The sequence below is a fragment of the Flavobacterium tistrianum genome, from assembly GCF_003254545.1.
GTDB classification, from domain to species: Bacteria; Bacteroidota; Bacteroidia; order Flavobacteriales; family Flavobacteriaceae; genus Flavobacterium; species Flavobacterium tistrianum.
This window is the reverse complement of the sequence record NZ_QJRH01000063.1, coordinates 163,236-187,419: the sequence shown is the minus strand read 5'-3', so window position 1 is coordinate 187,419 and position 24,184 is coordinate 163,236. Positions and strand designations below refer to the sequence as shown.

Annotated in this window: 25 protein-coding genes and 1 tRNA gene; 14 read left to right on the top strand and 12 right to left on the bottom strand. The window is 32.5% G+C overall.

The features are described 5' to 3' along the window. Window positions 1-267: 267 nt before the first annotated feature. The 3 genes from DMB71_RS06190 (at window position 268) to DMB71_RS06180 (ending at window position 2,307) form a co-directional block, all read left to right on the top strand. Window positions 268-831, top strand: a complete 564-nt coding sequence (locus tag DMB71_RS06190) for a Crp/Fnr family transcriptional regulator (RefSeq protein WP_111364560.1) — start codon at window positions 268-270, stop codon at window positions 829-831. A gap of 63 nt (window positions 832-894) precedes the next feature. Next, window positions 895-1,668, top strand: coding sequence for an acyl-ACP--UDP-N-acetylglucosamine O-acyltransferase (gene lpxA / locus DMB71_RS06185; protein ID WP_111364558.1), 774 nt, complete (start codon window positions 895-897; stop codon window positions 1,666-1,668). Window positions 1,669-1,713: 45 nt separating this feature from the next. Continuing rightward, complete coding sequence (locus DMB71_RS06180) at window positions 1,714-2,307, top strand: YdeI/OmpD-associated family protein (protein ID WP_111364556.1); 594 nt, start codon at window positions 1,714-1,716, stop codon at window positions 2,305-2,307. 60 nt (window positions 2,308-2,367) lie between these two features. Here the strand turns inward: DMB71_RS06180 and DMB71_RS06175 are convergent, their stop codons facing one another. Then, window positions 2,368-3,258: a DMT family transporter gene (locus tag DMB71_RS06175; RefSeq protein ID WP_111364554.1), complete on the bottom strand. Its 891-nt coding sequence runs from the start codon at window positions 3,256-3,258 to the stop codon at window positions 2,368-2,370. 344 nt (window positions 3,259-3,602) lie between these two features. On the opposite strand from DMB71_RS06175, the gene DMB71_RS06170 reads away from it, so the two are divergent. Beyond that, window positions 3,603-4,700: an acyltransferase family protein gene (locus DMB71_RS06170; protein ID WP_111364552.1), complete on the top strand. Its 1,098-nt coding sequence runs from the start codon at window positions 3,603-3,605 to the stop codon at window positions 4,698-4,700. 77 nt (window positions 4,701-4,777) lie between these two features. Here the strand turns inward: DMB71_RS06170 and DMB71_RS06165 are convergent, their stop codons facing one another. Next, on the bottom strand, window positions 4,778-5,341 hold the full coding sequence (locus DMB71_RS06165; RefSeq protein WP_111364550.1) for an adenylate kinase family protein: 564 nt from the start codon (window positions 5,339-5,341) through the stop codon (window positions 4,778-4,780). A 235-nt stretch (window positions 5,342-5,576) separates the two neighbouring features. Here DMB71_RS06165 and DMB71_RS06160 point away from each other — a divergent pair, with 235 nt between their 5' ends. From DMB71_RS06160 to DMB71_RS06150, 3 genes are all read left to right on the top strand, one after another. Continuing rightward, a complete protein-coding gene (locus DMB71_RS06160; RefSeq protein WP_111364548.1) occupies window positions 5,577-6,635 on the top strand; it encodes a hypothetical protein in 1,059 nt (352 codons plus the stop codon). A 218-nt stretch (window positions 6,636-6,853) separates the two neighbouring features. Continuing rightward, window positions 6,854-7,216: a MerR family transcriptional regulator gene (locus DMB71_RS06155; RefSeq protein WP_111364580.1), complete on the top strand. Its 363-nt coding sequence runs from the start codon at window positions 6,854-6,856 to the stop codon at window positions 7,214-7,216. Window positions 7,217-7,412: 196 nt separating this feature from the next. After that, entirely contained in the window at window positions 7,413-8,075 is a 663-nt protein-coding gene (locus tag DMB71_RS06150; protein ID WP_162614786.1) for a DUF6090 family protein, read from the top strand. Window positions 8,076-8,490: 415 nt separating this feature from the next. Here DMB71_RS06150 and DMB71_RS06140 read toward each other — a convergent pair. Beyond that, window positions 8,491-8,568 (bottom strand) — tRNA-Val (locus DMB71_RS06140). Between the two features lie 179 nt (window positions 8,569-8,747). Then, the gene (locus DMB71_RS06135) at window positions 8,748-9,974 is read right to left on the bottom strand and encodes a bifunctional folylpolyglutamate synthase/dihydrofolate synthase (protein WP_111364578.1); all 1,227 of its coding nucleotides are present in this window, start codon (window positions 9,972-9,974) and stop codon (window positions 8,748-8,750) included. A gap of 130 nt (window positions 9,975-10,104) precedes the next feature. Between DMB71_RS06135 and DMB71_RS06130 the strand changes: the two genes are divergently transcribed. Further along, window positions 10,105-10,800: a MotA/TolQ/ExbB proton channel family protein gene (locus DMB71_RS06130; RefSeq protein WP_111364544.1), complete on the top strand. Its 696-nt coding sequence runs from the start codon at window positions 10,105-10,107 to the stop codon at window positions 10,798-10,800. A 3-nt stretch (window positions 10,801-10,803) separates the two neighbouring features. Next, window positions 10,804-11,199, top strand: a complete 396-nt coding sequence (locus DMB71_RS06125) for an ExbD/TolR family protein (RefSeq protein WP_008464192.1) — start codon at window positions 10,804-10,806, stop codon at window positions 11,197-11,199. A 287-nt stretch (window positions 11,200-11,486) separates the two neighbouring features. On the opposite strand, the gene DMB71_RS06120 is transcribed toward DMB71_RS06125, so the two are convergent. The 3 genes from DMB71_RS06120 to DMB71_RS06110 form a co-directional block, all read right to left on the bottom strand. Further along, the gene (locus DMB71_RS06120) at window positions 11,487-12,392 is read right to left on the bottom strand and encodes an energy transducer TonB (RefSeq protein WP_111364542.1); all 906 of its coding nucleotides are present in this window, start codon (window positions 12,390-12,392) and stop codon (window positions 11,487-11,489) included. Window positions 12,393-12,932: 540 nt separating this feature from the next. After that, window positions 12,933-14,159 (bottom strand): Glu/Leu/Phe/Val dehydrogenase dimerization domain-containing protein, encoded by a 1,227-nt coding sequence (locus DMB71_RS06115; protein WP_111364540.1) that lies wholly within the window; start codon window positions 14,157-14,159, stop codon window positions 12,933-12,935. A gap of 144 nt (window positions 14,160-14,303) precedes the next feature. Beyond that, window positions 14,304-14,879 carry a chalcone isomerase family protein gene (locus DMB71_RS06110; protein WP_111364538.1) on the bottom strand — a complete coding sequence of 192 codons (576 nt, stop codon included), beginning with the start codon at window positions 14,877-14,879 and terminating at the stop codon, window positions 14,304-14,306. Between the two features lie 498 nt (window positions 14,880-15,377). On the opposite strand from DMB71_RS06110, the gene DMB71_RS06105 reads away from it, so the two are divergent. The 5 genes from DMB71_RS06105 (at window position 15,378) to DMB71_RS06085 (ending at window position 19,372) form a co-directional block, all read left to right on the top strand. Continuing rightward, a complete protein-coding gene (locus DMB71_RS06105) occupies window positions 15,378-16,520 on the top strand; it encodes an acyl-CoA dehydrogenase (protein ID WP_111364536.1) in 1,143 nt (380 codons plus the stop codon). 138 nt (window positions 16,521-16,658) lie between these two features. Further along, window positions 16,659-17,636: a M28 family peptidase gene (locus DMB71_RS06100; protein ID WP_111364534.1), complete on the top strand. Its 978-nt coding sequence runs from the start codon at window positions 16,659-16,661 to the stop codon at window positions 17,634-17,636. Between the two features lie 35 nt (window positions 17,637-17,671). After that, window positions 17,672-18,349 carry an SDR family NAD(P)-dependent oxidoreductase gene (locus tag DMB71_RS06095; RefSeq protein WP_111364532.1) on the top strand — a complete coding sequence of 226 codons (678 nt, stop codon included), beginning with the start codon at window positions 17,672-17,674 and terminating at the stop codon, window positions 18,347-18,349. Window positions 18,350-18,376: 27 nt separating this feature from the next. Next, on the top strand, window positions 18,377-18,745 hold the full coding sequence (locus DMB71_RS06090) for a four helix bundle protein (protein ID WP_111364530.1): 369 nt from the start codon (window positions 18,377-18,379) through the stop codon (window positions 18,743-18,745). A gap of 12 nt (window positions 18,746-18,757) precedes the next feature. Beyond that, window positions 18,758-19,372, top strand: a complete 615-nt coding sequence (locus DMB71_RS06085; protein ID WP_111364528.1) for a SprT-like domain-containing protein — start codon at window positions 18,758-18,760, stop codon at window positions 19,370-19,372. Between the two features lie 95 nt (window positions 19,373-19,467). Here the strand turns inward: DMB71_RS06085 and DMB71_RS06080 are convergent, their stop codons facing one another. From DMB71_RS06080 to DMB71_RS06060, 5 genes are all read right to left on the bottom strand, one after another. Continuing rightward, on the bottom strand, window positions 19,468-20,232 hold the full coding sequence (locus DMB71_RS06080; protein WP_111364526.1) for an ABC transporter ATP-binding protein: 765 nt from the start codon (window positions 20,230-20,232) through the stop codon (window positions 19,468-19,470). After that, a complete protein-coding gene (locus tag DMB71_RS06075) occupies window positions 20,232-20,978 on the bottom strand; it encodes an MlaE family ABC transporter permease (protein WP_008464210.1) in 747 nt (248 codons plus the stop codon). Before DMB71_RS06075 ends, DMB71_RS06080 begins: the two co-directional genes overlap by 1 nt. A gap of 79 nt (window positions 20,979-21,057) precedes the next feature. Then, complete coding sequence (locus DMB71_RS06070) at window positions 21,058-21,906, bottom strand: glycosyltransferase (RefSeq protein WP_111364524.1); 849 nt, start codon at window positions 21,904-21,906, stop codon at window positions 21,058-21,060. 88 nt (window positions 21,907-21,994) lie between these two features. Next, complete coding sequence (locus DMB71_RS06065; RefSeq protein WP_111364522.1) at window positions 21,995-22,522, bottom strand: methyltransferase; 528 nt, start codon at window positions 22,520-22,522, stop codon at window positions 21,995-21,997. Between the two features lie 269 nt (window positions 22,523-22,791). Then, complete coding sequence (locus DMB71_RS06060; RefSeq protein ID WP_111364520.1) at window positions 22,792-23,850, bottom strand: 3-oxoacyl-ACP synthase III family protein; 1,059 nt, start codon at window positions 23,848-23,850, stop codon at window positions 22,792-22,794. Between the last annotated feature and the right edge of the window lie 334 nt (window positions 23,851-24,184).

The window sequence follows — 24,184 nt, the reverse complement described above, 5'->3', positions numbered from 1 at the left end:
ATTCTTTTTTCCCTATCCTTTCTCCCGCAAAAGATACAGCGGACAGCACGGCCCGTAGGGAAACGCTATATAAATAAAACTGTTTATTCTTGTGGTTGATTTTTTTGTCTTTTAATGGAGTTAATTTTATTTATAAGTATCTAAGTCGATTTTTTATTTATAGATCGTTAAAATTGTCGCAATAGCTTTATTATTGCGGTTTCTTAATCAAGGCTAGCTTTTATATTAATTTCATTTTAAATTTGGTTTATCATGAAAATAAAATAAATGGAGGAACTAATTCAAATTATAAATAGTTTTGAGAAATTAGATTCGGAGACAGAGCTTGCTATTAAAGAAAGTTTTGTCGAAGAAACTTTTAAAAAAGACCAGTTTATTATAGTAGAAGGAAAGATATGTAACAAAATCTACTTTATTAAATCAGGTGCGGTTAGAAGGTTTTGTATTGAAGATGGGGAAGAAGTTACGAAGTGGATTTATACCGATAATCAATTTGTAACTTCGATGAGTAGTTTTTTTGAGCAGAAACCATCTTTTGAGAGTTTTCAAACTTGCGAAGAAACAATTCTCTATTCCTTATCTTATTCCGATGAGCAGGCTTTATTAGAATATCCGTTATTTGTGAAGTTTCATATTAGACAGCTTCGGCATTATCTTTCTAAAATAAATGAGTTTAATCATTTATTTCGTTTAATGACTGCAGAGAAAAAATATTTATTTCTGTTAGAGTCATTTCCTCAAATTATTAAAAAAGCTAAATTAAAACACATCGCTTCATTAATTGGCGTAAGCCAAGAAACTCTGAGTAGGATTCGTGCATCTATTATTTGACATTACATCAATAAAAAGTATCTAAAGTTTTTGAATTTTTGTGGCTAATTAAAGATGTAAAAATTGAAAGATACTTTTATTGATACGAGAGCTGTGCTGGGAACTAATATTCGTATAGGAAATAATGTTGTTATTGACCAGGATGTCATAATTGGTAATAATACGCAGATAGGAAACAATGTGACTATTTTAAGCGGATCTAGAATTGGAGAAAATTGTGAGATTCATTCTAACGCAGTTTTAGGCGGTGTTCCTCAGGACTTGAAATATAAAGGAGAGTATACTCTTTTGGAAATAGGAGATAACAATATAATCAGGGAATTTGTAACAATTAATAAAGGGACAGTTTCCAAAGGAAAAACAAGTATTGGTAATTCAAATTTGATTATGTCTAATGCACATATTGGGCATGATTGTATTATTGGCAATAATTGTATTATAGGCTTTAGTGTCGGAATGGCTGGTGAAGTAATTGTAGAAGATTGGGTAAATATTAGCGGACTAACTGCTATACATCAATTTTCGGTGATTGGCGAGCATGCGATGATTAGCGGTTTGAGTAGAGTGGTTAAGGATGTTCCGCCTTATGTCGTTGTTGCACATGAGCCTTTGAGATTTGCTGGGGTTAATACTGTTGGTCTGAGACGAAGAGGATTTGATTCTAGAAAAATTGATGAGCTTCGGTCGATGTATAGAATTCTATTCCAGGAAAAGAGAAATACAAAATTCGCACTTGAAGTAATTAGTAATGAATTTGAGAAAACCGAAGAAAGAGATAAGATTCTAAATTTTGTTCGTGATTCTAAAAGAGGAATTATTAAAGGTTTTGAATTTTAAATATATAAAAATGCTAAATTTATATGCTTATTAAATTAACGCATTATGACAAAATATAGTACAAACTCCAAAGTTGATTTTTATTTTGAAAAAGCTGAAAAATGGAAAGCCGAAATAGAACAAATGAGAGAAATTGTTTTAGACTGTCATTTGTCTGAAGAATTGAAATGGGGATCTCCTTGTTATACTTTCGAAAAAGCAAATATTGTATTGATCCATTATTTTAAGGAATATTGTGCTTTTTTGTTTTTCAAAGGCGCTTTAATGAAAGATCCGGATAATATTCTAATTCAACAATCAGATAATGTTCAGGCAGCGCGTCAAGTTCGATTTACGAATGTGGAAGATGTTATGGCGAAAAAAGAAATTTTAAAAAAATATATTTTTGAGGCGGCCGAAATTGAGAAATCGGGACAAAAAGTCGAATTGAAAAAAGTTTCTGATTTTGAAGTTGCCAAAGAGCTTCAGTATAAATTTGATTCTGATACAGATTTTAAGAAAGCTTTCGATGCTTTAACACCTGGAAGACAGCGAGCATATTTACTTCATTTTTCTCAACCTAAACAATCTAAAACTAGAGAAACTAGAATAGAAAAAAATAGTCAAAGAATTCTAGATGGAAAAGGATTGAATGATTAAAAAATATTTGAAAAAAAGAAAAACTCCTTTAAATCAAAGGAGTTTTTTGTTTTTACAGTTCTAAAAGATTTGTTGCTCTACTAAATCTTTCTTTCGAATAGAAATTATAGATTGGAGCAAAACTGAAGTCATTACCAAACTTATTCCTATGTAAAAAGAGAAATTAACCGATTGGCCTTCGTTAAAAAATAGAAAGGCTAATATTATAGAATAGATTGGCTCTAAGTTGAATGTTAGATTTATGGTAAAAGCAGGAATCTTTTTTAGCGATTCTGCAAACATTACATAAAGAGCAACGGTACAGCAGGAAGATAAAATCAGTAGATAAAAAATGTCTTTTGGGCCTGGAATGAAAGTCTGTTCTGGAAAATTATAAAAATAAAATGGCAGAGCTGTGCCTAGTGCCAATGTTCCGCCAAGCATCTGATAAAAATTAATGAGTTTGCTATCGTAAAATTGTACCAGTCTTTCATTGTAAATAGTATATAAGGCTCCAAATGCTGAAGAAATTACTCCAAGTAAAATTCCAAGTTGATAGGAAGAATCAAAATGAAAAATCAGACTTATTCCTAATAAGGTGAGTATACTTAATAAAACTTGAACCATATTGAATTTCTTTTTATTGAGAATAGGTTCAAAAAAAGCAGTGAAAAAACTAGTCAGGCAATAACACACAACGCCAATTGATATGTTGGAATATTTAATGCTGGCGTAAAAGAAAATCCAGTGAATGGTAATCAATACTCCAGCTTTAGAGATTTTTAGCGCTTCAGAAAATGACTTTAGCATTTTCAGATTATATATTTTTAGAATAAAAAATAGAATAATTAAGGCAAAGAATGCTCTATACCAAACTAACGTGATTTCATTAAGAGAAATAAGTTTTCCGAAAATGCCAGTAAAACCAGCAAGTAAAACTGCAATGTGCAGTATCAAATAAGATTTTTTCATAAGAAGTTGTCTATCCTTTTTTTGAAGGATATGTTTTGAATATTAATAATTGAATTGAGGTAAAGACACAAGAAATCGGACTGAAGATTCAGTCATGTGTCAATACTAAAGACGTATTATTAATTTACTGGAGGAGGAAGACAACCTTTAAAACTCATGATAAAATTTGATTTTGAGCAAAATTAGGAAAAAAGTATTCTTCTAAAAAGTGCAAAAAGTTATTTAAATGTGAAACTTCAAACATTTTAACAGTTGAATTGAATAAATCTGATTTTGATTTGAACATTTATTTGTAGAACTTGCAACGTCACCAAATCGCCTATTTATAAGTATACTACAATCTAATGAGCACAAGCCAATCGACTACAGCACTTCTTGAAACGAAACAACATTTTGAAATTTTAGACGGATTAAGAGGCATCGCAGCTTTTGCTGTTGTTATCTTCCATTTTATGGAATGGATTTTTACCGATCCCAGCCAAAATTTTATTGGACACGGTTTTTTAGCTGTCGATTTTTTCTTTTGTCTTTCTGGATTTGTAATCGGATATGCCTATGATGATCGTATCGCAAAAATGGGACTTCGTAATTTTTTTATATCAAGAATAATAAGACTGCATCCATTGGTAATTGCTGGCTCAATATTAGGATTGTTGGCTTTTTTGTTTGATCCATTTGGCGGACATTTGGAATTATATAGTGCAGGAAAAATTATCTTGACATTTATCTGTTCTCTATTTCTTATTCCGTTTCCGGTTATTGCAGATCGCGGATTTAATTTGTTTAGTTTTAATGCGCCAGCTTGGTCACTGTTTTGGGAATATATTGCCAATATTGTTTATGCATTTGTGCTTTATAGAATTGGCAGAAGCTTTTTATTCGTGCTAACCGTATTATCTGCAATTGCAATTTGTTATGTCGGATACAATTCTGGCAATTTATTAGGAGGTTGGAGTGGCCCAACTTTTTGGGACGGCTGTGCGAGAATTTCATATTCTTTTTTGGCAGGATTACTTATTTATAGATCTAATTGGATTATAAAAAACAAACTTGGTTTTGGCGGATTGACCTTTTTATTGCTGTTGGCTTTCATTATGCCATTTTCAGAATATAATTGGCTTTCTGAACCTTTGGTAGTATTGTTGTATTTTCCGTTGTTGATTTCTTTGGGAGCAGGAGCAGTCTTAAAACCTGGATTAAAAAAAGCTTGTGTCTTTTCTGGTCAAATATCTTATCCGCTTTATATGACGCATTATGCGGTTTTATGGATGTTTGGAAATTATTATACCAACTACAAACCAGATATAACACAATTAACTTTGATTGTAATTGCTTCTGTGATTTTGCTTGTAGGTTTTGCCTATTTTGTAATGACGATTTATGATATTCCTCTGAGAAATTATTTTAATAATAAAAGGAAGAAAAACATAGTTTCAAATTAGATTGAAGATTATTAAAATAAAAAGGCTCCAAAATCAAATGACTTTGGAGCTTTTTTAATTATAAAAAACAATCTCTTTTACAAATTATCCTTAATTCGTTTTGTTATTTCTTCAATTGTTCCCATTCCGTCAAAAGTTAAAACTTTAATTTTTGACTTCATATATTCAATTGCTGGTCTGGTAGAACTCTCAAAAACATCAATTCTTTTAAGATGAATATTAGCATCTTTGTCATCTTTTCTATTAGAAGTTTTAGCTCTTTTTTGTGCTCTTTTTAAAAGTTCTTCTTTTGGAACATCAATATTAATTACTTTTCCAATTTCTAGATTTTTAGATTTAATGAGTTCCAACAAATCATTTACCTGTGGTTCCGTTCTTGGATAACCGTCTAAAATGATTCCTTTAGCGGTAATGTTTTCATCCAATATTTTGCTGAAAAGATCTTTCATTATAGAATCAGGAACCAAATCTCCTTTTTCTTCATATTGGGACATTATTTTTCCAATTTCCGTTTCATTCTGTTTTTCCAAACGGCATCTGTCTCCCGTCGAAATATGTTCAAAATGAAGTTCGTCTTTTAAAATTTCGCATTGCGTACCCTTTCCGGAATACGGTGGGCCTGTTATTATTAATATTTCCATTTTATATGTAAAGTTTTTAAATTCTTAAAGTTATGAATGATTTATTCTAACTTGGAAGGAATTGTAAATTTACGAGAAAAATACCTGCTTTCCGGATACATGCCATAAATCCATAAAAGAAGAATTGAAAAAACAATTCATCTCTTGGAAATGACAATTCGGTCAATAAAAATTGAATGTTCTGTCGAATAAAAATATTTTTACATCAAAATCAAAACAACCCTAATACATAACCATGAAGAAAATTTTAAAAGTTATCAAAATCACGTTTATTAGCCTTTTGAGTATTATTTTACTTTTTATTGCCTATTTGTATATCAGCAACAAATTATTTTTAGAATCTAAAAATGATGAGAATATCGGCTATTTGTCAAAAAATAATGTTGAGATAACAACTTCAATCAATGAAAAGTTTTTTGATGCAGATTTTTATAAATCGCAAGTGTTTTTGCTAGGAGAAATTCATGGTTATGCAGACAATCAGAAAATAGATCAGGAAATGCTTTTTTTCTTGAATAAAAAAGTAGGAATCAAATATTATATTGCCGAAATGGATAGTTTGACAGCTAAAAAGTTAAATGCTTTTTTGTTTCTTAGAGATGAAAAAAATAAAGCGCTTTTGAGAGAAGTTGTTGAATCTATCAAGAAAAGAATTCCGCAGCAGTCAAGCCAGGAATTATTTGATAAATGGAGCGCTGTTCATGATTACAACCAGAATTTGGCTGATTCTCTAAAAATTACAGTAATCGGAATCGATAAAAATTTTGATGATGAATCGAAAGGTTCGAGAGACGAAGCGATGGTTGCTAATTTTAAAAATTCGATTAAAAAAATGCATATCGAAAATGAAAAATTTTACGGGCTTTTCGGATTTTTTCATACCCTACAAAAGAAAACAGAATCGGGTAGAGCAACTTTTGCTGCAGGATTAAAAGATTCGGGCGTAAAAGTGACAAGTTTTGTAAGTTATACCATTGATAGCGAAATGTATCTTCCAAAAAATCCTCAATTTCCAACTCCTGAAGATGAAAAAGTAGACTGGATGAATGCAGACGGACCATTAATGCTGGTAAAAGGAATTAATGATTTGAAAGAATTAAGCAAACCAGAATCAATCACACTTTTTAAACTGAACTCGAAAAATTCGCCTTATCTAAAATCAAAAAACTTAATAACAGTAAAATCTAGAGCTTTTGGAGAAAATATTGTGCCTCTAAAAAATGCTTCTGCAACTAATTATTTTCAATATGTGTTTTTGTTGAGAAACTCTAAAGCTTTGACGAAATTGAAATAAAGATTTCGCTCTAATTTCTAAAAGCTCCATTACTTAAAATGGAGCTTTTTTTATAAATATTTTGTCATTGTGTCCGTGTTTTCTGTAGAAGAATTTGTTTTATGTCTCATTTCTTGTGTTTTTTAAGTTTTAAAAGAAAAAATAAAATGTATATTTGCAATAGTAAAGTATAGACTATACTCTACGCTTTATTGTTTTATTTTAAAAAAAATAATGCTATGCTTGTAAACGAATTATCAAAAAAAACGGGATTGTCAATCCACACTATTAGATATTACGAAAATTTAGGAATGATCAAAGGATTGGCTGATGAAAAGGTAACATCAAATAATTACAAACATTACGATGCTAATACTATCGAGCGTCTAGAAATTATTATAGAAGCAAGAGAAGTTGGATTTACTTTGGCAGAAATAAAGAAAATATTAATTAGCTGGTTCGAGACAACAGATTCGAAACCAGAAACATTGGAGCTTTTTCAAGCCAAAATAAAAGAAATTGATGATAAAATGAGATATTTTAAGCAAACGAAAAGTCTTCTTGAAAAAGTATGTGAGAAAATACAAAATGATAATGACTGATCATTAAAATTGAAAAATGTAAAGAAAGCTTTTTAAGAAATTAAAGAGCTTTTTTGCAAATAGTCTTATATTCGCTTTTGAACTGATAAAATTTAAAAACGTACTAAAATAAGCTACAAATAACAACTAGATAAAATTACAAGATTAAATTATGCAAGAAGAAATATCGAAACATTCAAAAAAAATTTATAAAACGGTGAAAAATTCAGAACACACATTTGGAGAAAAGGTAAAAGAAATCATTATAGAAATATTTATTATTGTTTTTGCTGTGACACTTTCGATATGGCTGCACGGTTGGAGCGAGCATAGACACCAACAAAAAGAAGTAGCTGTGTTTCTTGGTAATTTAAAGAATGATTTGAAGAATGATATAGAAAGTATTGACAGAGAAGTGGGAATGTACCAAAAGACAAACGCAGACTACGAAAAAATTTTGGCATTAACGCCTTCTCAACTAGATAGTATTTATAAATCTAAAGGTAAAGTAAACTTTCCAATTCATTCGCACGGACAAACATTGACTATAGGTAATTACGAAAGTTTTAAATCAAGTGGTAAACTTGGCTACATTGAAGACGAAAAATTGAAACAGAAAATCTTAAACTATTACCAAATATTTGTTCCAGCGGCTAATGAGGTTGATAAAATGTACACTGAGTTTTTGTTTAAGTGTTTTGATAAAGAAATAGAAAATGCAGATAAGCCGGAAAAAGAATTATATTCAGATCCGAAATATAAAAAGACACTTGCATATCTTGTTAAACTAGGTAGAAATAACATAAGGGTTTACAAAGAAAACACAAAACCACTTGCAGTTGAGCTTATTAAAGAAATTGAAAAAGAGCTGAATAAATAAAAAGAAAAAACTCCATTAGAAATAATGGAGTTTTTTTATGCTTTAAAAGGTTATTTTCCTTTTGCTATTTTTTCGAGATATTCAACTTTGTCTTTTTTGGCTTGGATTAAGCGTTCGTGTAGATTTTCTTGGGGAGCGGTAAACAAAAATACGATTTTTATGGTAAGGATTTTTAATTCTGTTCTCAGGCTTAATTTTAGACAAGGATTTGTCATTTCGAGGAACGAGAAATCACACTAGAAATTCCATAAAGTATATCGCCAATCTGTGTCGATGCTCGAGTGTGATTTCTCGTTCCTCGAAATGACAAGATTGTGTTGAATTAAACTTAAAAATAACAGGCGAAAAAAAATGGTGGGAATTCTGGAAATAAAATAAGCATAAAAAAAACTCCTTAATTTCTTAAGGAGTTTCTTGGTGGGCGATGAGGGGTTCGAACCCCCGACCCCCTCGGTGTAAACGAGGTGCTCTGAACCAGCTGAGCTAATCGCCCTATTTTACTAGGTTGCTATCATTTCGTGATTGCGAGTGCAAATATACGCTAGTTTTTGAGTTCTGCAAAGAAATTCGAATAAAAAATAAAACTTTTTTAAAAATAGTTTATATCTCCTTGTTTATGAATTTGTTATTAAAATGATTTTTTTGAAGTTTTTTCTATATCAAAAGTATATTTTAGTTCAAAGGCAATTCGGCAACCACAAAAGTGCTTCCGCCAACGTAGATAAAATCATTTTCCGAGGCATTTTTCTTTGCTTCCGCGAAAGCCATTTCAACAGAATTGTATTTTTCTCCAATTAAATCGAATTTTTCAGCTGCATTTTTTAAAGTTTCTGCTGGCAAAGCTCGTGACGAATTCGGATGGCAGAAATAATATTGCGCATCTTTTGGGAAAAGTGGCAAAATAGAATCCAGATCTTTATCATTAACAACGCCCAAAACAATATGAAGGTTTTCAAATTTTTCGTTTTTTAGCTGATTCATTACGACAGATAATCCATGTTTATTGTGTGCCGTGTCGCAAATAATTTTGGGGTTTTCTCCCAATTGCTGCCATCTGCCTTGCAAACCCGTATTTTTTACAACATTAAGTAAACCTTCTTTTAATTGTTCTACGGAAATTTTAAAATCGGTTTCATTATTCAAAATGGAAATCGTTTGCTGAACCGTTTTTTTATTGTGAAACTGATAATCTCCAATCAAATCAGACAAATAAATCTGATCGATTAAATCTGAAGCAAAAGAAATCGGCGCGTTGTTTTCTTCGGCTTTAGCCAAAAAAACAGGTTTAGTTTCATCGGTATATTCGCCAATTACTACAGGAACATTTGGTTTTATAATTCCAGCTTTTTCGCCTGCAATAGCTTCCAGAGTATTCCCTAAAAATTGCGTATGATCTAAGCCAATATTGGTAATTACCGAAACCAAAGGCGTAATAATATTTGTCGCGTCTAGTCTTCCGCCCAAACCAACTTCAATAATAGCAATATCAACTTTTTCGGCAGCAAAATAATCAAACGTCAATCCAACTGACATTTCGAAGAAACTCATATCATTGGCTTCAAAAAAGGATTTGTGTTTTGCAATGAATTCGATCACAAACTCTTCCGAGATTTCTTTTCCGTTTATTTTAATTCTTTCTCTAAAATCTTTCAAGTGAGGTGAAGTATACAAACCCACTTTGTAACCTGCTTCTTGCAGAACAGAAGAAAGCATGTGCGATGTGGAACCTTTTCCGTTTGTTCCCGCAACGTGAATGCATTTCAGCCAGTTCTGCGGATTATCAAGATGGGCTGCCAATAATTTGATATTCGTTAAATCTTCTTTATACGCAGAAGCCCCTTGCAATTGGTACATTGGAAGCTGATTAAACATCCAATTGGTAGTCTCTTGATAGTTCATTTGTTTAGATAAAATGGTTGTTGATTGAAATAAATTTCGATTTTTGTAGTTTAATATTACAGCGAAAATTATCTTTATTGCAAATTTCAAATATTTTTTAGAATTAATTATTAAAAACCAGAATTAATATATGTTTACTTTTATTCAGTTACAAACAGATACAATCGCAAATGCTTCAAATGTAGTGGTCGAAAAGATCGCGGCACCGCAAAATGAAATTTCAATGTTTGGTTTCATCATGAAAGGGGGAGTGTTCTTAATTCCGATCGCGTTGTTGCTGTTTTATACAATCTACCTGATTTTTGAACGTTATATGTACATTAGCCGTGCTTCAAGAATTGACAGCAGATTGATGCAAGATATTGGTGAAAAATTACATTCTGGAAATATCGAATTGGCAAGAACAATTGTAGAAAGAAACAATACTGCTGCCGGAAATATTTTGAAAGAAGGTGTTTTGGTAATTGGAAGACCAATTGCAGAAATTGAAGCCAACATGGACCGCGCAGCCGATATCGAAATTGGAGAAATGGAAAGACATTTAGGTCATCTTGGACTTATTGCTGGTATTGCGCCAACGTTAGGTTTCATTGGAACGATTTCTGGGGTTATCAAAATTTTCTACAGCATTTCGGTTACAGAAAATATTAGTATCGGAAACATTTCTGGAGGTTTATACGAAAAAATGATCAGTTCTGGTTCTGGGTTAATTGTGGGTATTATTGCTTATAGTGCTTACCACTTATTGAACGGAAAGATTGATAATTTTGCTTTAAAAATTCAGAAACAGATTTTAGAATTTGTCAATATAATTCAAAGAGCATAAGCCATGTCTATTAAAAGAAAAAGAAGATTTCACGCCGAAGTTGCGACTTCATCTTTGAGCGATATCATGTTTTTCCTGCTGTTGTTTTTCTTAATTATCTCAACACTGGCAAATCCGAATGTGATTAAGATGACATTGCCAAAAGCTAAAGCGAATGAAAAGACCAATAAACAGCTTATTAGTTTATCGGTTACTGAAGATAAAAAGTTCTACATTGACAAACAGGAAGTAGATTTTGAAAACTTAGAAACCAGTTTAATGTCTAAAATAGGAACAGACAAAGAACAAACTGTTGTAGTTCGAATTCCGTTCAACCTGCAAGTTCAAGACTTAGTAGATGTTTTACAGATAGGAGTGAAGAATAACTTGAAGTTTGTAATTGCAACAAGTCCGAAGTAGTCATTGCGAGGAACGAAGCAATCACATTAAGGAATGTGCCACAATCTTGTCATTTCGACGAAGGAGAAATCTCCACAAGTAACTCCGCAACGAAAATCCAATCTGTGTAGACCTTCTCGCGAAGATTTCTCCTTCGTCGAAATGACAAACTGGGCGATAGAAATGTGTCAAACAAGTTCAATAAAAAAGGCTTTCAGATTCCTGAAAGCCTTTTTCTATGATAGCAGATTTAGTGTAAATCTGTGACTCGAGCCCGAAGGGCGAACAGACGAAGTAAATTCTTGTTTTTAATCCAAACTAAAATTATAAATAATTTTTCCAACTTGTTTAGCAGGAGCATCACTATCAGATTCCCATTTGGTATTCATTGCCGCAATTCTTGCTTGATCTAACAAGCATTTTGCAGTATTGGTAGTTCCTTTAATTCCAGCTGTTGCACTTATAGTTTTTCCGTTCTGATCAACGCTAACTTCAACCACAACCTTGCCTTCTTCATTACAAGTATATTTTGGTGCAGGTTTAGATAATGCTTTTCTGTTTCCTAGAGAATATCCAGTTCCTCCGCCAGAACCGCCACCAGTTCCTGCTCCATAACCGCTTCCGGTTCCAATACCATTTCCAGTTCCGTTACCGCCTCCGGTTCCTCCGCCAGAACCACCACTTCCGTAATATCCGCTAGAGTTTAGACTTCCGTTTGACTTTCCTTTATTTCCTGCTGCTTTATCGTCTCCGTCACCACCTTTGTTGGAACCTTTCATAATGCTTGCCAACGCATCATTTGTTGAGTTAGAAACTTTTGGTTTTTCTGGTACAGGTTTTTGTATCGGTTTCTCAACAGGAACAGGTTTCTTCGGTTTTTCCTTTGTCGGAATTACAACATCGTTATCAGCAGTTGTATTTTCCTGTGTAATTATTGATTCTTCCTCTGGAGTTGCTTTTGCAGGAGCTTGTTTTACATTGTTTTTCACATCCAAAACTTCGCTTTTATGATTGGCGCCAGAACCTAAATCGCTGTCTCCAAAATTTATGGTTACGCCACCGCCACCTCCGCCGCCATCAGCAAGAGCTACATTGTTTTCTGGATTATATGGTGGCCAGAAACGTATAAAAAACAGCAATAGAATTATTACTGCATAAATAGCTGTTGTGAATAGCAATGATTTCTTTTGATCTGAAGAAATTGAGGAACTCATTTAGATTCTAAATTTTGAAATGTATTATTTTAAAAACGTTTAAAAGTAGTAAAAATTGTTTAGAATGAAAGAGAGAATTTAACCGCAAAGCACGCAAAGTTTTTTTTAAAATTATAACGCAAAGTACGCTAAGGTTTACGCAAAGAAACGCAAAGTTTTATTTGTCTTAACTTTGAGTAAATCTCCGATTGAAGTTCGCAAAGCTAGATGTACACAAAGCTTTGCGAACTTAATATTTAGATATTGCTTGCGCTCTGAATTAAAATATCTTAGCGCACTTTGCGTTAAAAACTGCTAGCTATTTAACCGCAAGGTACGCAAGGGTTTAGGCAAGGTTCGCAAAGCGTTTTTTTTTAAATCTCGCAAAGTCGCAAGGTCGCAAAGAAACTTAAAAAAGAAAAACTTTGCGACTTCGCGACTTTGCGAGAAATAAACTAGCGTTCTTTGCGTAAATCTTTGCGTTCCTTGCGGTTATATTAAGATAAACAAAAAAACGAGCCAACAATAATGCGGCTCGTTTAGATTGAGATATAAATAAATTTATACTAACTGTTTCAATGCAATCTCAAAAGCAGTTGCACTGATATTTGTTTTAGATGAATTTAAAGCATGAGCTTTTACAATCGCATTTTTAATCGTGTCTGATGTATCATTAAAAATAGCCTCATCGGTCATTTGAACTTTTTTCTCCATGAAGTAAGCAAAAACTCTTGCCATTCCGCAGTTTGAAATAAAGTCTGGAATCAAACTTACTTTGCTGTCAACTTCTTCCATAATAGAACCAAAGAAAATTTCTTTGTCAGCAAAAGGAACATTTGCTCCACAAGAGATTACTTCCAATCCGTTTGCAACTAAACTGTCAATTTGAGCTTGAGTTACTAATCTTGAAGCGGCACAAGGCGTGAAAATCTCAGCGCCAATGGTCCAGATTTTAGAATTGATTTCTTCAAACGGAATCATATTGTCGGCAACCAATTTGTTTCCATCTTTATTTAAAAACAAAGTTCTGATTTCTTCAAAAGAAAATCCTTCTTCTTTGATTAAACCTCCGTCACGATCAATGATTCCGATAACTTTTGCTCCCATTTCAGCTAAATAAAAAGCTGCTGCAGAACCTACGTTTCCGAAACCTTGAACGATTGCTTTTTTGCCTTGAATGTCTCCGCCGTAAGTTGCATAAAAATGACGAACTGCTTCGGCAACACCAAAACCAGTAATCATATCAGCAACTGTGTATTTTCTAGTAACGTCTGGTGAGAACTTTGGGTTTTCGATTACCTTAATTACACCTTGACGCAATTGCCCGATTCTATTAATTTTATCAGCTTCTGTAGGTTTAAAGTGTCCATTGAAAACTCCTTCTTGCGGATGCCAAACGCCACATTCTTCTGTCATTGGAATTACTTCGTGAATCTCATCAACATTCAAATCGCCTCCAGTTCCGTAGTAGCTTTTTAATAAGGGAGAAACTGCTTTGTACCAACGTTGCAAAACACCTTTTTTGCGAGGATCGTTCGGATCAAAATTTATTCCAGATTTAGCTCCTCCAATTGCAGGGCCAGAAACTGAGAATTTAACTTCCATAGTTTTAGCCAAAGACAAAACTTCGTTCATGTCTAGACCTTTTCTCATTCTTGTTCCTCCACCCGCAGCTCCTCCACGAAGTGAATTAATAACAGTCCACCCTTCGGCTTCTGTTTCTGAATCTTTCCAATTGAAAACAATTTCAGGTGCTTTGTTTTCAAATTGTTGTAATAAATCTTTCATTTTGTTGTGATATGTTTATTTTGCGTAAATGTATAAAATAGAATAATGCGAATAATGTATTTTGCATCAAATTTATAAAACAAAAAAGAAAAGCCGTCCCGAAATTTTTCGGGACGGCTTTCAGAATATTTAAAAAATTAAGATTTATTGTCCTAATAAGTGTTTTTTCAAAGTTTCATCTACTGGTTTGTCAGAAAGCCAGATTCCGAATAATGCTTTTTTGAAATCGAATCCAGGGATTTTTCCTTTTAGCACTTCATTTTTACTTACGTAAACATTTTGATCTAATGGATTGTATGCTAAAATGAAAACATCTTTTTCTGTAATAGCATCACTTAGATAGCTTTTTAACTGCTCAATTCTTGGGCGCAATTGTTCCAAATTTGCACCAGCAGATTTTTCAAAACCTGTGTTCATCGCTTTTGTCAGTTTGTTTGAAGAAACCATAGAAGAAGTAATTTCGATTCTAACAGCCATCTCAGTATCGCTATCAATAATGAATTGCGGATCTTGAGTTAATTGTGATAAATACAATGCTTGAACATAAACTTCCAACCACATTTTTGATCTTCCGCCTGCTCCGTTTAACTGTAATGGCTTGCCTTGAAATTCTATTTTTCTAGGAACTGTCACACCATTAACATCAATTTGGGTTTGGGCTGAAACAGTAGAAAATTGCAAACTAAAAAGGACTGCCAGTAAAAGTAAAATCTTTTTCATATTCTATCAAATTTTTATTTTTAAGGCAAAAATAATAGTAATTTATTAATATTTAGGTCATATTGAAAATGTTTTTTTACTAAAATTTTTATGTTTAATTTTTGTATTACATTAACAATCAATTTAGTAAGAGTAGGTTTACGTACTTTTACTCATTTTAAGAATTGTCTAACTTTTTAGGTAATTGAAAATGGCTTTTTTTAGATTAAAAAAATACTTTTAAGCCTATTTTTTCAGTCAGAAAATTTATAGAAATTGTTGTCAAATTAATGCTCTTTTGAAAAAAAAGCTAAATAATTGCGAAAACGTTATCGTAATCTTTGCTGATCTATTAATTTTATATGCGCGCATTGTAATTTAAACATTTAAAAAGTATCTTTGGAAGCCTTTGCATTAAAAAGTAAGGCATCGAAAAAATCACAAAAAACATAAAAAAACAATCAACTAAAGAAATCTGTTTTGAAATCTGGTTGAGAAAAACATTTAAAGTAAACTACTATGGATTTTAATCTTACCGAAGAACATTTAATGATTCAGCAGGCAGCAAGAGATTTTGCTCAAAATGAATTATTGCCGGGAGTTATTGAACGTGACGAAAAACAAATTTTTCCAACTGAGCAAATCAAGAAAATGGGTGAGCTTGGATTTTTGGGAATGATGGTTGATCCTAAATATGGGGGAAGCGGGTTAGACGCTATTTCTTATGTTATTGCAATGGAAGAAATTTCTAAAGTCGATGCTTCTGCTTCTGTTGTTATGTCGGTAAACAATTCATTAGTTTGCTGGGGATTACAAGAGTTTGGAACCGAAGAACAAAAACAAAAATATCTTCCAGGTTTGGCTTCTGGACAAATTCATGGGGCATTTTGCTTAAGCGAGCCTGAAGCAGGAAGTGATGCAACTTCACAAAAAACAACTGCGGTTGATATGGGAGATCATTATTTAGTTAATGGTACAAAAAACTGGATTACAAACGGAAATACTGCATCTGTATATTTAGTAATTGCACAAACTCATCCAGAATTGAAGCACAAAGGAATTAATGCTTTGATTATGACTAAAGATATGCCAGGTTTTGCTGTTGGACCAAAAGAGCAAAAAATGGGAATCCGTGGTTCTGATACGCACTCTTTAATGTTTACTGATGTTAAAGTTCCAAAAGAAAACAGAATCGGAGAAGATGGTTTCGGATTTAAATTTGCAATGAAAACTCTTGCTGGAGGTAGAATCGGTATTGCTTCTCAAGCTTTAGGAATTGCTTCTGGAGCTTATGAACTGGCTTTGAAATATTCTAAAGAGCGCAAAGCTTTTGGAACTGAAATCTGCAATCACCAAGCAATTGCTTTTAAATTGGCAGATATGGCGGTTAATATCGAAGCAGCGCGTCATTTATGTATGAAAGCAGCTTGGGATAAAGACAATCATAAAAATTACGATGTGAGTGGTGCAATGGCAAAACTTTTTGCTTCGCAAGTTGCCATGGACACTACTGTAGAAGCGGTTCAGATTCATGGTGGAAATGGATACGTAAAAGAATATCATGTAGAGCGCTTAATGCGTGATGCAAAAATTACTCAGATTTACGAGGGAACTTCTGAAATTCAGAAAATCGTAATTTCTAGAGCAGTGATTGCTGGATAAATAAATTTTAGAATTTGATTTTAAACCCTTTCGAACTAAAAGACGAAAGGGTTTTTTTATGAATATTCTATTACTTTTCATAAGTTTATAGCTTCAAGTGATATTTTAATTTCAATCATCAATAAACCAGAGAAAACCATGAGAAAACTATATTTTTTACTTCCATTTGTATTTTTAGCCTGTAAATCGGGAACAACAACTGCAAATGATAAAGAAACAAAAGCAGATTCGAAACCAATTGAAATTACTTACAAAGTAAAAGAAAATGAAATATCAGATTTTCTGAAATATCTTTCTTCTGATGAAATGGAAGGCCGTGAAACAGGAACTAAGGGAATTGAAAAAGCGGCGGTTTTCTTGGAGGATTTTTTAAAGAAAAATAAAATCAAACCGTATTTTAAAACGTACAGAGATACTTTGACCAATTTTGATTCGCCAGCTTTTAATATTGTTGGAGTTATTGAAGGAACTGACCCTCAATTAAAAAAAGAATTTGTGGTATTGAGTGCGCATTACGATCATATTGGTTTGGAGAAAAAAGAGCAGGCTGATAAAATAAATAATGGTGCAAACGATGATGCTTCAGGCGTAACTTCTGTAGCGGCAATGGCAAAATATTTTAGCGAAACAAAAGCGAATAAAAGAAGTATTTTAATTGCGTTCTTCGCGGGAGAAGAAAAAGGATTATTAGGATCTAAAAGTTTAGTTGAGAAATTAAAAAAGCAAAACTTCAATCTTTATACACAACTAAATATCGAAATGGTTGGCGTGCCAATGAAAAGAGATTATCTAGCTTACATTACTGGTTTTGATAAATCGAACATGGCGCAAAAAATAAACGAATACACAGGAAAAAGTACAATCGGATTTTTGCCAAAAGAAGCGGAATATCAGTTGTTTTATCGTTCTGATAATTATTCGTTCTTTCAAGCTTTTGGAAAACCATGTCAATCTCTAAGTACTTTTGATTTTGAAAATTTTGATTTTTATCACCATGTTTCAGATGAGTTTAAAGTAATGGATATTCCTCATATTACTAGATTCACACAAGAATTATTGCCAGCTGTGACCAAAATTGCTACTTCGCCTACACAAGAAATAACGATGAATAAATAAGAGGCTGTTTTACAGCATTTGATTATTTTTGCGACATGAAAAATATTATCGTTACAGGAACAAGCAGAGGAATTGGTTATGAATTGGCCTTGAAATTTGCTGAAGCAGGCCATCAGGTTTTGGCCATTTCCAGAAAAATACCGCAAGCACTTTTAGAACATAAAAACATAACTTGCCTATCTGTTGATTTGGCCGATGAAACGGCTTTAGATCAGGTTGACAATTTTCTTTCTTCAACTTGGAAAAAAGTAGATGCAGTTGTGCATAATGCCGGTGCTTTAATTTGGAAACCTTTTGCAGAAACTACTCAAACAGATTTTGAAAATATTTATAAAGTGAATGTTTTTGCAGTTGCTAATCTAACTCGAATCTGTATTCCGTATTTGGAAAAAGGAAGCCATGTTGTTACGATTAGTTCAATTGGTGGAGTTCGCGGAAGTTTAAAATTTGCAGGACTTGCGGCTTATAGTTCAAGTAAAGGAGCTGTAATTACTTTGACTGAATTATTAGCAGAAGAATATAAAGAAAAAGGAATTTCGTTTAATGTTTTGGCTTTAGGTTCTGTTCAAACTGAAATGTTGAATGAAGCTTTTCCAGGATATCAAGCGCCAATTTCGGCAGAAGGAATGGCAACTTATATTTATGATTTTACATTAAGCGGAAATAAGTATTTTAATGGAAAAGTTCTTGAAGTTTCATCAACAAACCCTTAGTAAATTATAAATTATGAGTTATGAATTATGAGTGAGAGTATTGTGAAAACTAAAAGTTTTGAATTAGCTGTAAGAGAAGTTAATTTTTACAAATGGTTAGTTATGGAAAGAAAGGAATTTGTAATGAGTAAACAATTTTTGCGTTCTATTACTTCTGTTGGGGCGAACGTTCGTGAAGCTGTTAACGCACAAAGCAAACCCGATTTTATTCATAAATTATCAATTTCTCAAAAGGAATGTGATGAATCAATGTATTGGTTGGAAATATTGATTGCTACGAATTATATTTCCAAATCTGAATTTGAATCAATGCATAAGCAATGTGAGGAAGTGCTAAAGATCATAAAAAGTATAATCATAACGTCAAAGAAAAAACTAATAACTCAAAACTCATAATTCATAATTAAATTGAGCGAAACTTTAGCTAAATATATTCCAGAACATGCGGTAAAACCCGTTTTCGATTTGATAGTGGCCAATCAGGTTCATTTGAAAATCGTAAACGAACGTCAGACGCGTCATGGTGACTATAGACGCGGTCCAAGTGGAAAGCATGAAATTACGGTTAACGCTAGTTTGAATAAATACAGGTTTTTAATCACATTAATTCATGAAATTGCACATTTGGTTGCTTTTGAAAAGTTTGGGCGAAATATAAAACCGCACGGAAATGAATGGAAATATACTTTTCAGCGTTTAATGGTTCCGTTTATTCGGCCAGAAATATTTCCGGGACAGATTTTGCCGTTACTAGCGCGACATTTTAAAAATCCTTCGGCGAGTAGTGATACCGATACGACTTTATCTTTAGCTTTAAAACAATATGATAAAGAAAATGATAAAAATTACGTTTTCGAAATTCCTTACGGAAGTATTTTTAGAATTAAGAATGGTAAAGTTTTTAAAAAATTGGCTGTTAGAACCAAACGTTTTGAATGCATCGAAATTAGTTCTGGAAAAACCTATCTTTTTAATCCAAATGCTGAGGTTGAATTGATAACGTTGAAAAATTCCAATATTTAAAATTCCAATTATTGGAAAAGTCAATAAAAAAATCCCAAATTCCAATTTAGTTAACGTTGGAATTTGGGATTTTTAATATTTTGGAATTTAAAAGATTATAATCCTTTCAAATAAGCTTCACGTACTTTCTTGAACAAGTTTGAAGAATAAACGAATTTGACGATTGCTTCATTATCGGTTCTAAAGATTTCTTCTTTAGTTCCCTGCCAAGCTTTTAATCCTTTCTTTAAGAAAACAATATTCTCGCCAATCTCCATTACAGAGTTCATATCGTGTGTATTGATTACCGTAGTGATATTGTATTCTTTTGTAATTTCCTGAATCAAGTTATCAATCAAAATTGAAGTATTTGGATCTAAACCTGAGTTTGGTTCGTCACAAAATAAATATTTCGGATTGTTTACAATGGCACGTGCAATTGCCACACGTTTCTGCATACCTCCAGAAATTTCAGAAGGTAATTTTTTATGTGCGTCAACTAGATTTACCCTTTCTAAAACAAAATCAACACGTTCTTTGATTTGTGCTTTGCTATTGTTAGTAAACATTTTTAACGGGAAAGCCACATTTTCTTCAACAGTCATAGAGTCAAATAATGCAGAACCTTGAAATACCATTCCAATTTCAGTTCTCAAGTCACGTTTTTCATCTTTGTCTAAGTCAGAATAAACTCTTCCGTCAAATTCAATTGTTCCTGAATCTGGTGTGTGAATTCCTAAAAGAGTTTTTAATAAAACTGTTTTTCCAGATCCACTTTGTCCGATAATCAAATTGGTTTTTCCAGTTTCAAAGACCGTCGAAACGCCTTTTAAAACTTTACTGTCACCAAATGATTTTTCTATATTTTTTACTTCTATCATTATCCTAATAATAATTGAGTTAATATATAATTTAAAAGGATGATAGTTACAGATGTCCATACAAACGATGTTGTACTTGCTTTACCAACTTCTAGCGCACCACCTTTCATATAATAACCATGAAAAGATGGGATTGTTGCCAATAACATAGCAAAAATTAAAGTCTTGATAAAGGCATACGTAATATGAAATGGTATGAAATCTTTTTGCGCTCCCATAATAAAATCTGCGCCCGTTGAAAATCCTCCGTAAGCGCAAGCAAGCCATCCTCCAAAAATTCCTAAAAACATACTAATCCCGATTACAAAAGGGTACATTAATAAAGCTATAATTTTTGGGAAAACAAGATAATTTACAGAGTTAACTCCCATAACTTCTAAAGCATCAATTTGTTCTGTAACACGCATTGTTCCGATACTTGAAGTAATGTAAGATCCCATTTTTCCGGCCATAATTACCGAAATAAAAGTAGGGGCAAACTCCAAAACTACAGATTGACGTGTTGCGAAACCAATTAAATATTTTGGAATTAATGGATTAGTTAAGTTTAAAGCTGTTTGAATAGCAACAACTCCTCCAATGAAAAAAGATATAAAGCAGACAATTCCAAGGGAATCAATAATCAAATCATCAATTTCTTTGAAAATTAAATTTTTCATAACCGACCATTTGGTCTGTTTATTGAAAATTTCTTTCAGCATTAAAAAATATTTTCCTATTTGGGATAAATAACGAATTAGCATCATAAGTTTTAAATATTGGCTAAGGTAAAAAGAAGTTGTGAGTTTTGAGTTATGAGTTCAGTTTTTTCGAGTGTTTTACTACTCAAATTAACTTTTCTTTCATTTTTTTTAAACGATAATTTCTAATAAACTTAGCTTGTTCGGGAGTTACTAATAAAGGAGTTTTGGCGCTTTTTGCTTTCATAAATCCTTTAATGTAATCTAAAAATAGAAATGGTTTTTTCTTCATCATTGCCAATTTTGCTGAAGCAATAGCAGTAATCCAAAAACCATAACCTAAAGTATAAAAAGCTTCGCCTTGTTTGTAACGAGCTGTTTTGTTGTAATTGGCACCAGTCGGTTTTAGATGTTTTACATGTAAAGATTCGTCGGTCACAATTTCCCAATCATAATATTTACACAATAATTCATCTACAGTATCCCAACCCATTGCAGGTCGTAAACCTCCAATTTGCTGAAAAGTTTCTTTTCGATACGCTTTCAAAGCACCACGAATATGATCTTTATCGGTTAAGTTTTCTAAAACCCATTCGCCGTTTTTATCAATATAGCAGAATCCGCCAGCCATTCCGATTTTTGGATCAGATTCGAAATGTTTGATTATAGTTTCGAAGTAGTTTGGAGGAAAAATTAAATCACCGTCTATTTTTACAATGATATCATAATCAGAATCTAGAGTTTCAAAACCTTTCTGAAAAGCCTGAATTACTTTGCTTCCTGGCAAATGAATCGCATCTGAAGTTTTGTTTACAACAGAAATGTATGGGTTTTCTTTTGCGAATCCCAAAACAACTTCTTCAGTTTTATCTGTCGAATTATCATTTACAACCACAACTTTAGAAGGCAGAACAGTTTGAGTAACTAGAGACTGTAATGTCAAGCCAATTAGATTTTCTTCGTTGTGTGCGGGAATGACGATGTAATATTTCATTTAAAGAATTTTAGATTTTAGATTTTAGATTTTAGATTCTGAACAAGTCATCTAAAAATCAAAAATCAAAAATCGTTAATCAGCAATCTTAGTTCTTAACTTTTTCCGCGACAACTATATAATATCTCGGAGTGAAATATCTTAATAATGGTCTGATTCCAAGTTTTTTTACCGGATGCGTAAACTGCAGACGATCTGTTATTTTCCATCCCGTTTTTTCCAAAAGCCAGTCCAATTGCCAATCTTCAAATTCGTGGTAATGTCTGTCCCACATATCAGTTTTAGAACGATATGCTGGAGAAAACCATAAACGCAATGGAATTGAAATTAACAACTTATCACATTTTACATTTTGCAAAATAGTGTATGGATTTAGTAAATGTTCGAAAATTTCAAATGCTGTAAAAACGGTATAATCTTCTGTTTGTAAAGCTGTATGATCGTTATCTAAATCTTCTCCTTTAGTGTTTTTTACTTTATATCCGTTTTCTTCCATTATTCTAGAAAATGGATTTGGCACGCCAAAATCAAAAATGGTTTCAGATGTGCTAACGTGTTTTTTTAAAAATTCTAAAGTAAGTTTGAATCTTTTATTCGGAAACGTTTTTTCGTACATAGTCATTGCGAACGAATCTCTCGTTCTAGCTTTTAATTAGGTCGCAAATATACTAAAAAAGTATTCAGTGTTCAGTTTTTAGTATTCAGTTGAGGTGCTAAGTTTTAAAATGAATCTCTCGCAAAGACGCGAAGTCAAAAAGTTTTTCTGTTTCACACAGATTTGGCAGATCTAAACAGATTTTTTTAATCTTTTTAATTCTCTTAATCTGTGGCAAAAAACTTTGCGACTTCGCGTCTTTGCGAGATTATTTCACTCGACTTTAAATTTTAATATCTATAAACAAAAGCATTAATGTTCATTCCCGCTCCAACCGAAGCAAAAATAAGAACATCGCCTTTATTGATTTCATGATTTTCAACTTTTCCTTGAAGAATTAAATCGTATAAAGTAGGAACGGTTGCAACACTGCTGTTTCCTAAATCGTGAATGCTCATTGGCATAATGTCTTTAGGAGCTGTTTTATCGTATAATTTGTAGAAACGTTCAATAATCGCTTCGTCCATTTTTTCGTTTGCCTGATGAATAAGGATTTTTTTCACTTCGTCAATTCCGATGCCACTTTTATCTAAACAACTTTTCATCGCGCAAGGAACATTGCTTAATGCAAATTCGTAGATTTTACGTCCGTACATTTTAATGTATTTCGTGTCCGGATCTAAATCTTTATTGTATGATTTTCCAAAGAAAAGGTAACCAGCTTCATCAGTCGCATAAGTTGCACTTTCGTAAGCTAATAATCCTGTTTCATCAGTTGAAGCTTCTAAAATTGAAGCGCCTGCACCGTCAGAATAAATCATTGAATCGCGATCATGATCGTCAACAACTCTTGATAGCGTTTCGGCTCCAATTACCATTACTCTTTTTGCCATTCCAGATTTGATGAAAGCATTGGCTTGCAAAACGCCTTCAATCCATCCTGGACATCCAAAAATAATATCGTAAGCCACGCACTTAGGATTTTTAATTCCTAGTTTGTTTTTAACACGTGTTGCTAAACTCGGTAAAATATCAGATTGAGTAGTTCCAGGTTTTACATCTCCAAAATTATGAGCGACGATAATATAGTCTAAAGTTTCTGCATCAACAGCAGCATTTGCAATGGCTTTTTCAGCAGCAAAGAAAGCTAAATCAGAAGCATTGTATTGTGGTTCAGCATAACGACGATTTTCAATTCCCGTAATACCTTTAAATTTTTTAATTACAACTTCGTTCGGATAACCAAAAGGAGTTCCATCCTCATTTAAAAAAACATGTTTATCAAAATCTGTGTTTTTTACTTCTAGATTAGGAATATAGCTCCCAATGCCAATAATTTTTATTTTCATTTTTCCCTTTATTATCCGATAAATTTAGCGCTAATGTATAAATAATATTATGATAACAATCATAAAAAATAGTATGCATGCATATAATTATGAAATAACTATTTTTAGATTGATATATTGTTTTTTCTCTAATGATTTTTTAATATTTCCTAGATTTCAAACGATTGAAGACGATTTTGGAGGTGAAGTTTTTTTACCTTTGTTTTAATTTCGTGACAATAATTTCACAAAAGATTAGCAGAAAGTTATGTTTCTTTAAATCAGATTTCTTCTTTGGTGTTTTGTTTGGAAAAAGTTTCAGGTTTCCTTTCAAGTTGCTTTTCGAAACTTGAAA

Bases quoted from the DNA above. Each gene is read 5' to 3' on its own strand.
- DMB71_RS06110 (WP_111364538.1), bottom strand. From the start codon at position 14,879: ATGAAAAAGATTTTACTTTTACTGGCAGTCCTTTTTAGTTTGCAATTT.
- DMB71_RS06180 (WP_111364556.1), top strand. From the start codon at position 1,714: ATGACAAAATATAGTACAAACTCCAAAGTTGATTTTTATTTTGAAAAA.
- DMB71_RS06135 (WP_111364578.1), bottom strand. From the start codon at position 9,974: ATGAACTATCAAGAGACTACCAATTGGATGTTTAATCAGCTTCCAATG.
- DMB71_RS06100 (WP_111364534.1), top strand. From the start codon at position 16,659: ATGAGAAAACTATATTTTTTACTTCCATTTGTATTTTTAGCCTGTAAA.
- DMB71_RS06065 (WP_111364522.1), bottom strand. From the start codon at position 22,522: ATGTACGAAAAAACGTTTCCGAATAAAAGATTCAAACTTACTTTAGAA.
- DMB71_RS06095 (WP_111364532.1), top strand. From the start codon at position 17,672: ATGAAAAATATTATCGTTACAGGAACAAGCAGAGGAATTGGTTATGAA.
- DMB71_RS06070 (WP_111364524.1), bottom strand. From the start codon at position 21,906: ATGAAATATTACATCGTCATTCCCGCACACAACGAAGAAAATCTAATT.
- DMB71_RS06115 (WP_111364540.1), bottom strand. From the start codon at position 14,159: ATGAAAGATTTATTACAACAATTTGAAAACAAAGCACCTGAAATTGTT.
- DMB71_RS06125 (WP_008464192.1), top strand. From the start codon at position 10,804: ATGTCTATTAAAAGAAAAAGAAGATTTCACGCCGAAGTTGCGACTTCA.
- DMB71_RS06075 (WP_008464210.1), bottom strand. From the start codon at position 20,978: ATGATGCTAATTCGTTATTTATCCCAAATAGGAAAATATTTTTTAATG.
- DMB71_RS06080 (WP_111364526.1), bottom strand. From the start codon at position 20,232: ATGATAGAAGTAAAAAATATAGAAAAATCATTTGGTGACAGTAAAGTT.
- DMB71_RS06170 (WP_111364552.1), top strand. From the start codon at position 3,603: ATGAGCACAAGCCAATCGACTACAGCACTTCTTGAAACGAAACAACAT.
- DMB71_RS06165 (WP_111364550.1), bottom strand. From the start codon at position 5,341: ATGGAAATATTAATAATAACAGGCCCACCGTATTCCGGAAAGGGTACG.
- DMB71_RS06120 (WP_111364542.1), bottom strand. From the start codon at position 12,392: ATGAGTTCCTCAATTTCTTCAGATCAAAAGAAATCATTGCTATTCACA.
- DMB71_RS06060 (WP_111364520.1), bottom strand. From the start codon at position 23,850: ATGAAAATAAAAATTATTGGCATTGGGAGCTATATTCCTAATCTAGAA.
- DMB71_RS06130 (WP_111364544.1), top strand. From the start codon at position 10,105: ATGTTTACTTTTATTCAGTTACAAACAGATACAATCGCAAATGCTTCA.
- DMB71_RS06190 (WP_111364560.1), top strand. From the start codon at position 268: ATGGAGGAACTAATTCAAATTATAAATAGTTTTGAGAAATTAGATTCG.
- DMB71_RS06160 (WP_111364548.1), top strand. From the start codon at position 5,577: ATGAAGAAAATTTTAAAAGTTATCAAAATCACGTTTATTAGCCTTTTG.
- DMB71_RS06105 (WP_111364536.1), top strand. From the start codon at position 15,378: ATGGATTTTAATCTTACCGAAGAACATTTAATGATTCAGCAGGCAGCA.
- DMB71_RS06175 (WP_111364554.1), bottom strand. From the start codon at position 3,258: ATGAAAAAATCTTATTTGATACTGCACATTGCAGTTTTACTTGCTGGT.
- DMB71_RS06155 (WP_111364580.1), top strand. From the start codon at position 6,854: ATGCTTGTAAACGAATTATCAAAAAAAACGGGATTGTCAATCCACACT.
- DMB71_RS06090 (WP_111364530.1), top strand. From the start codon at position 18,377: ATGAGTGAGAGTATTGTGAAAACTAAAAGTTTTGAATTAGCTGTAAGA.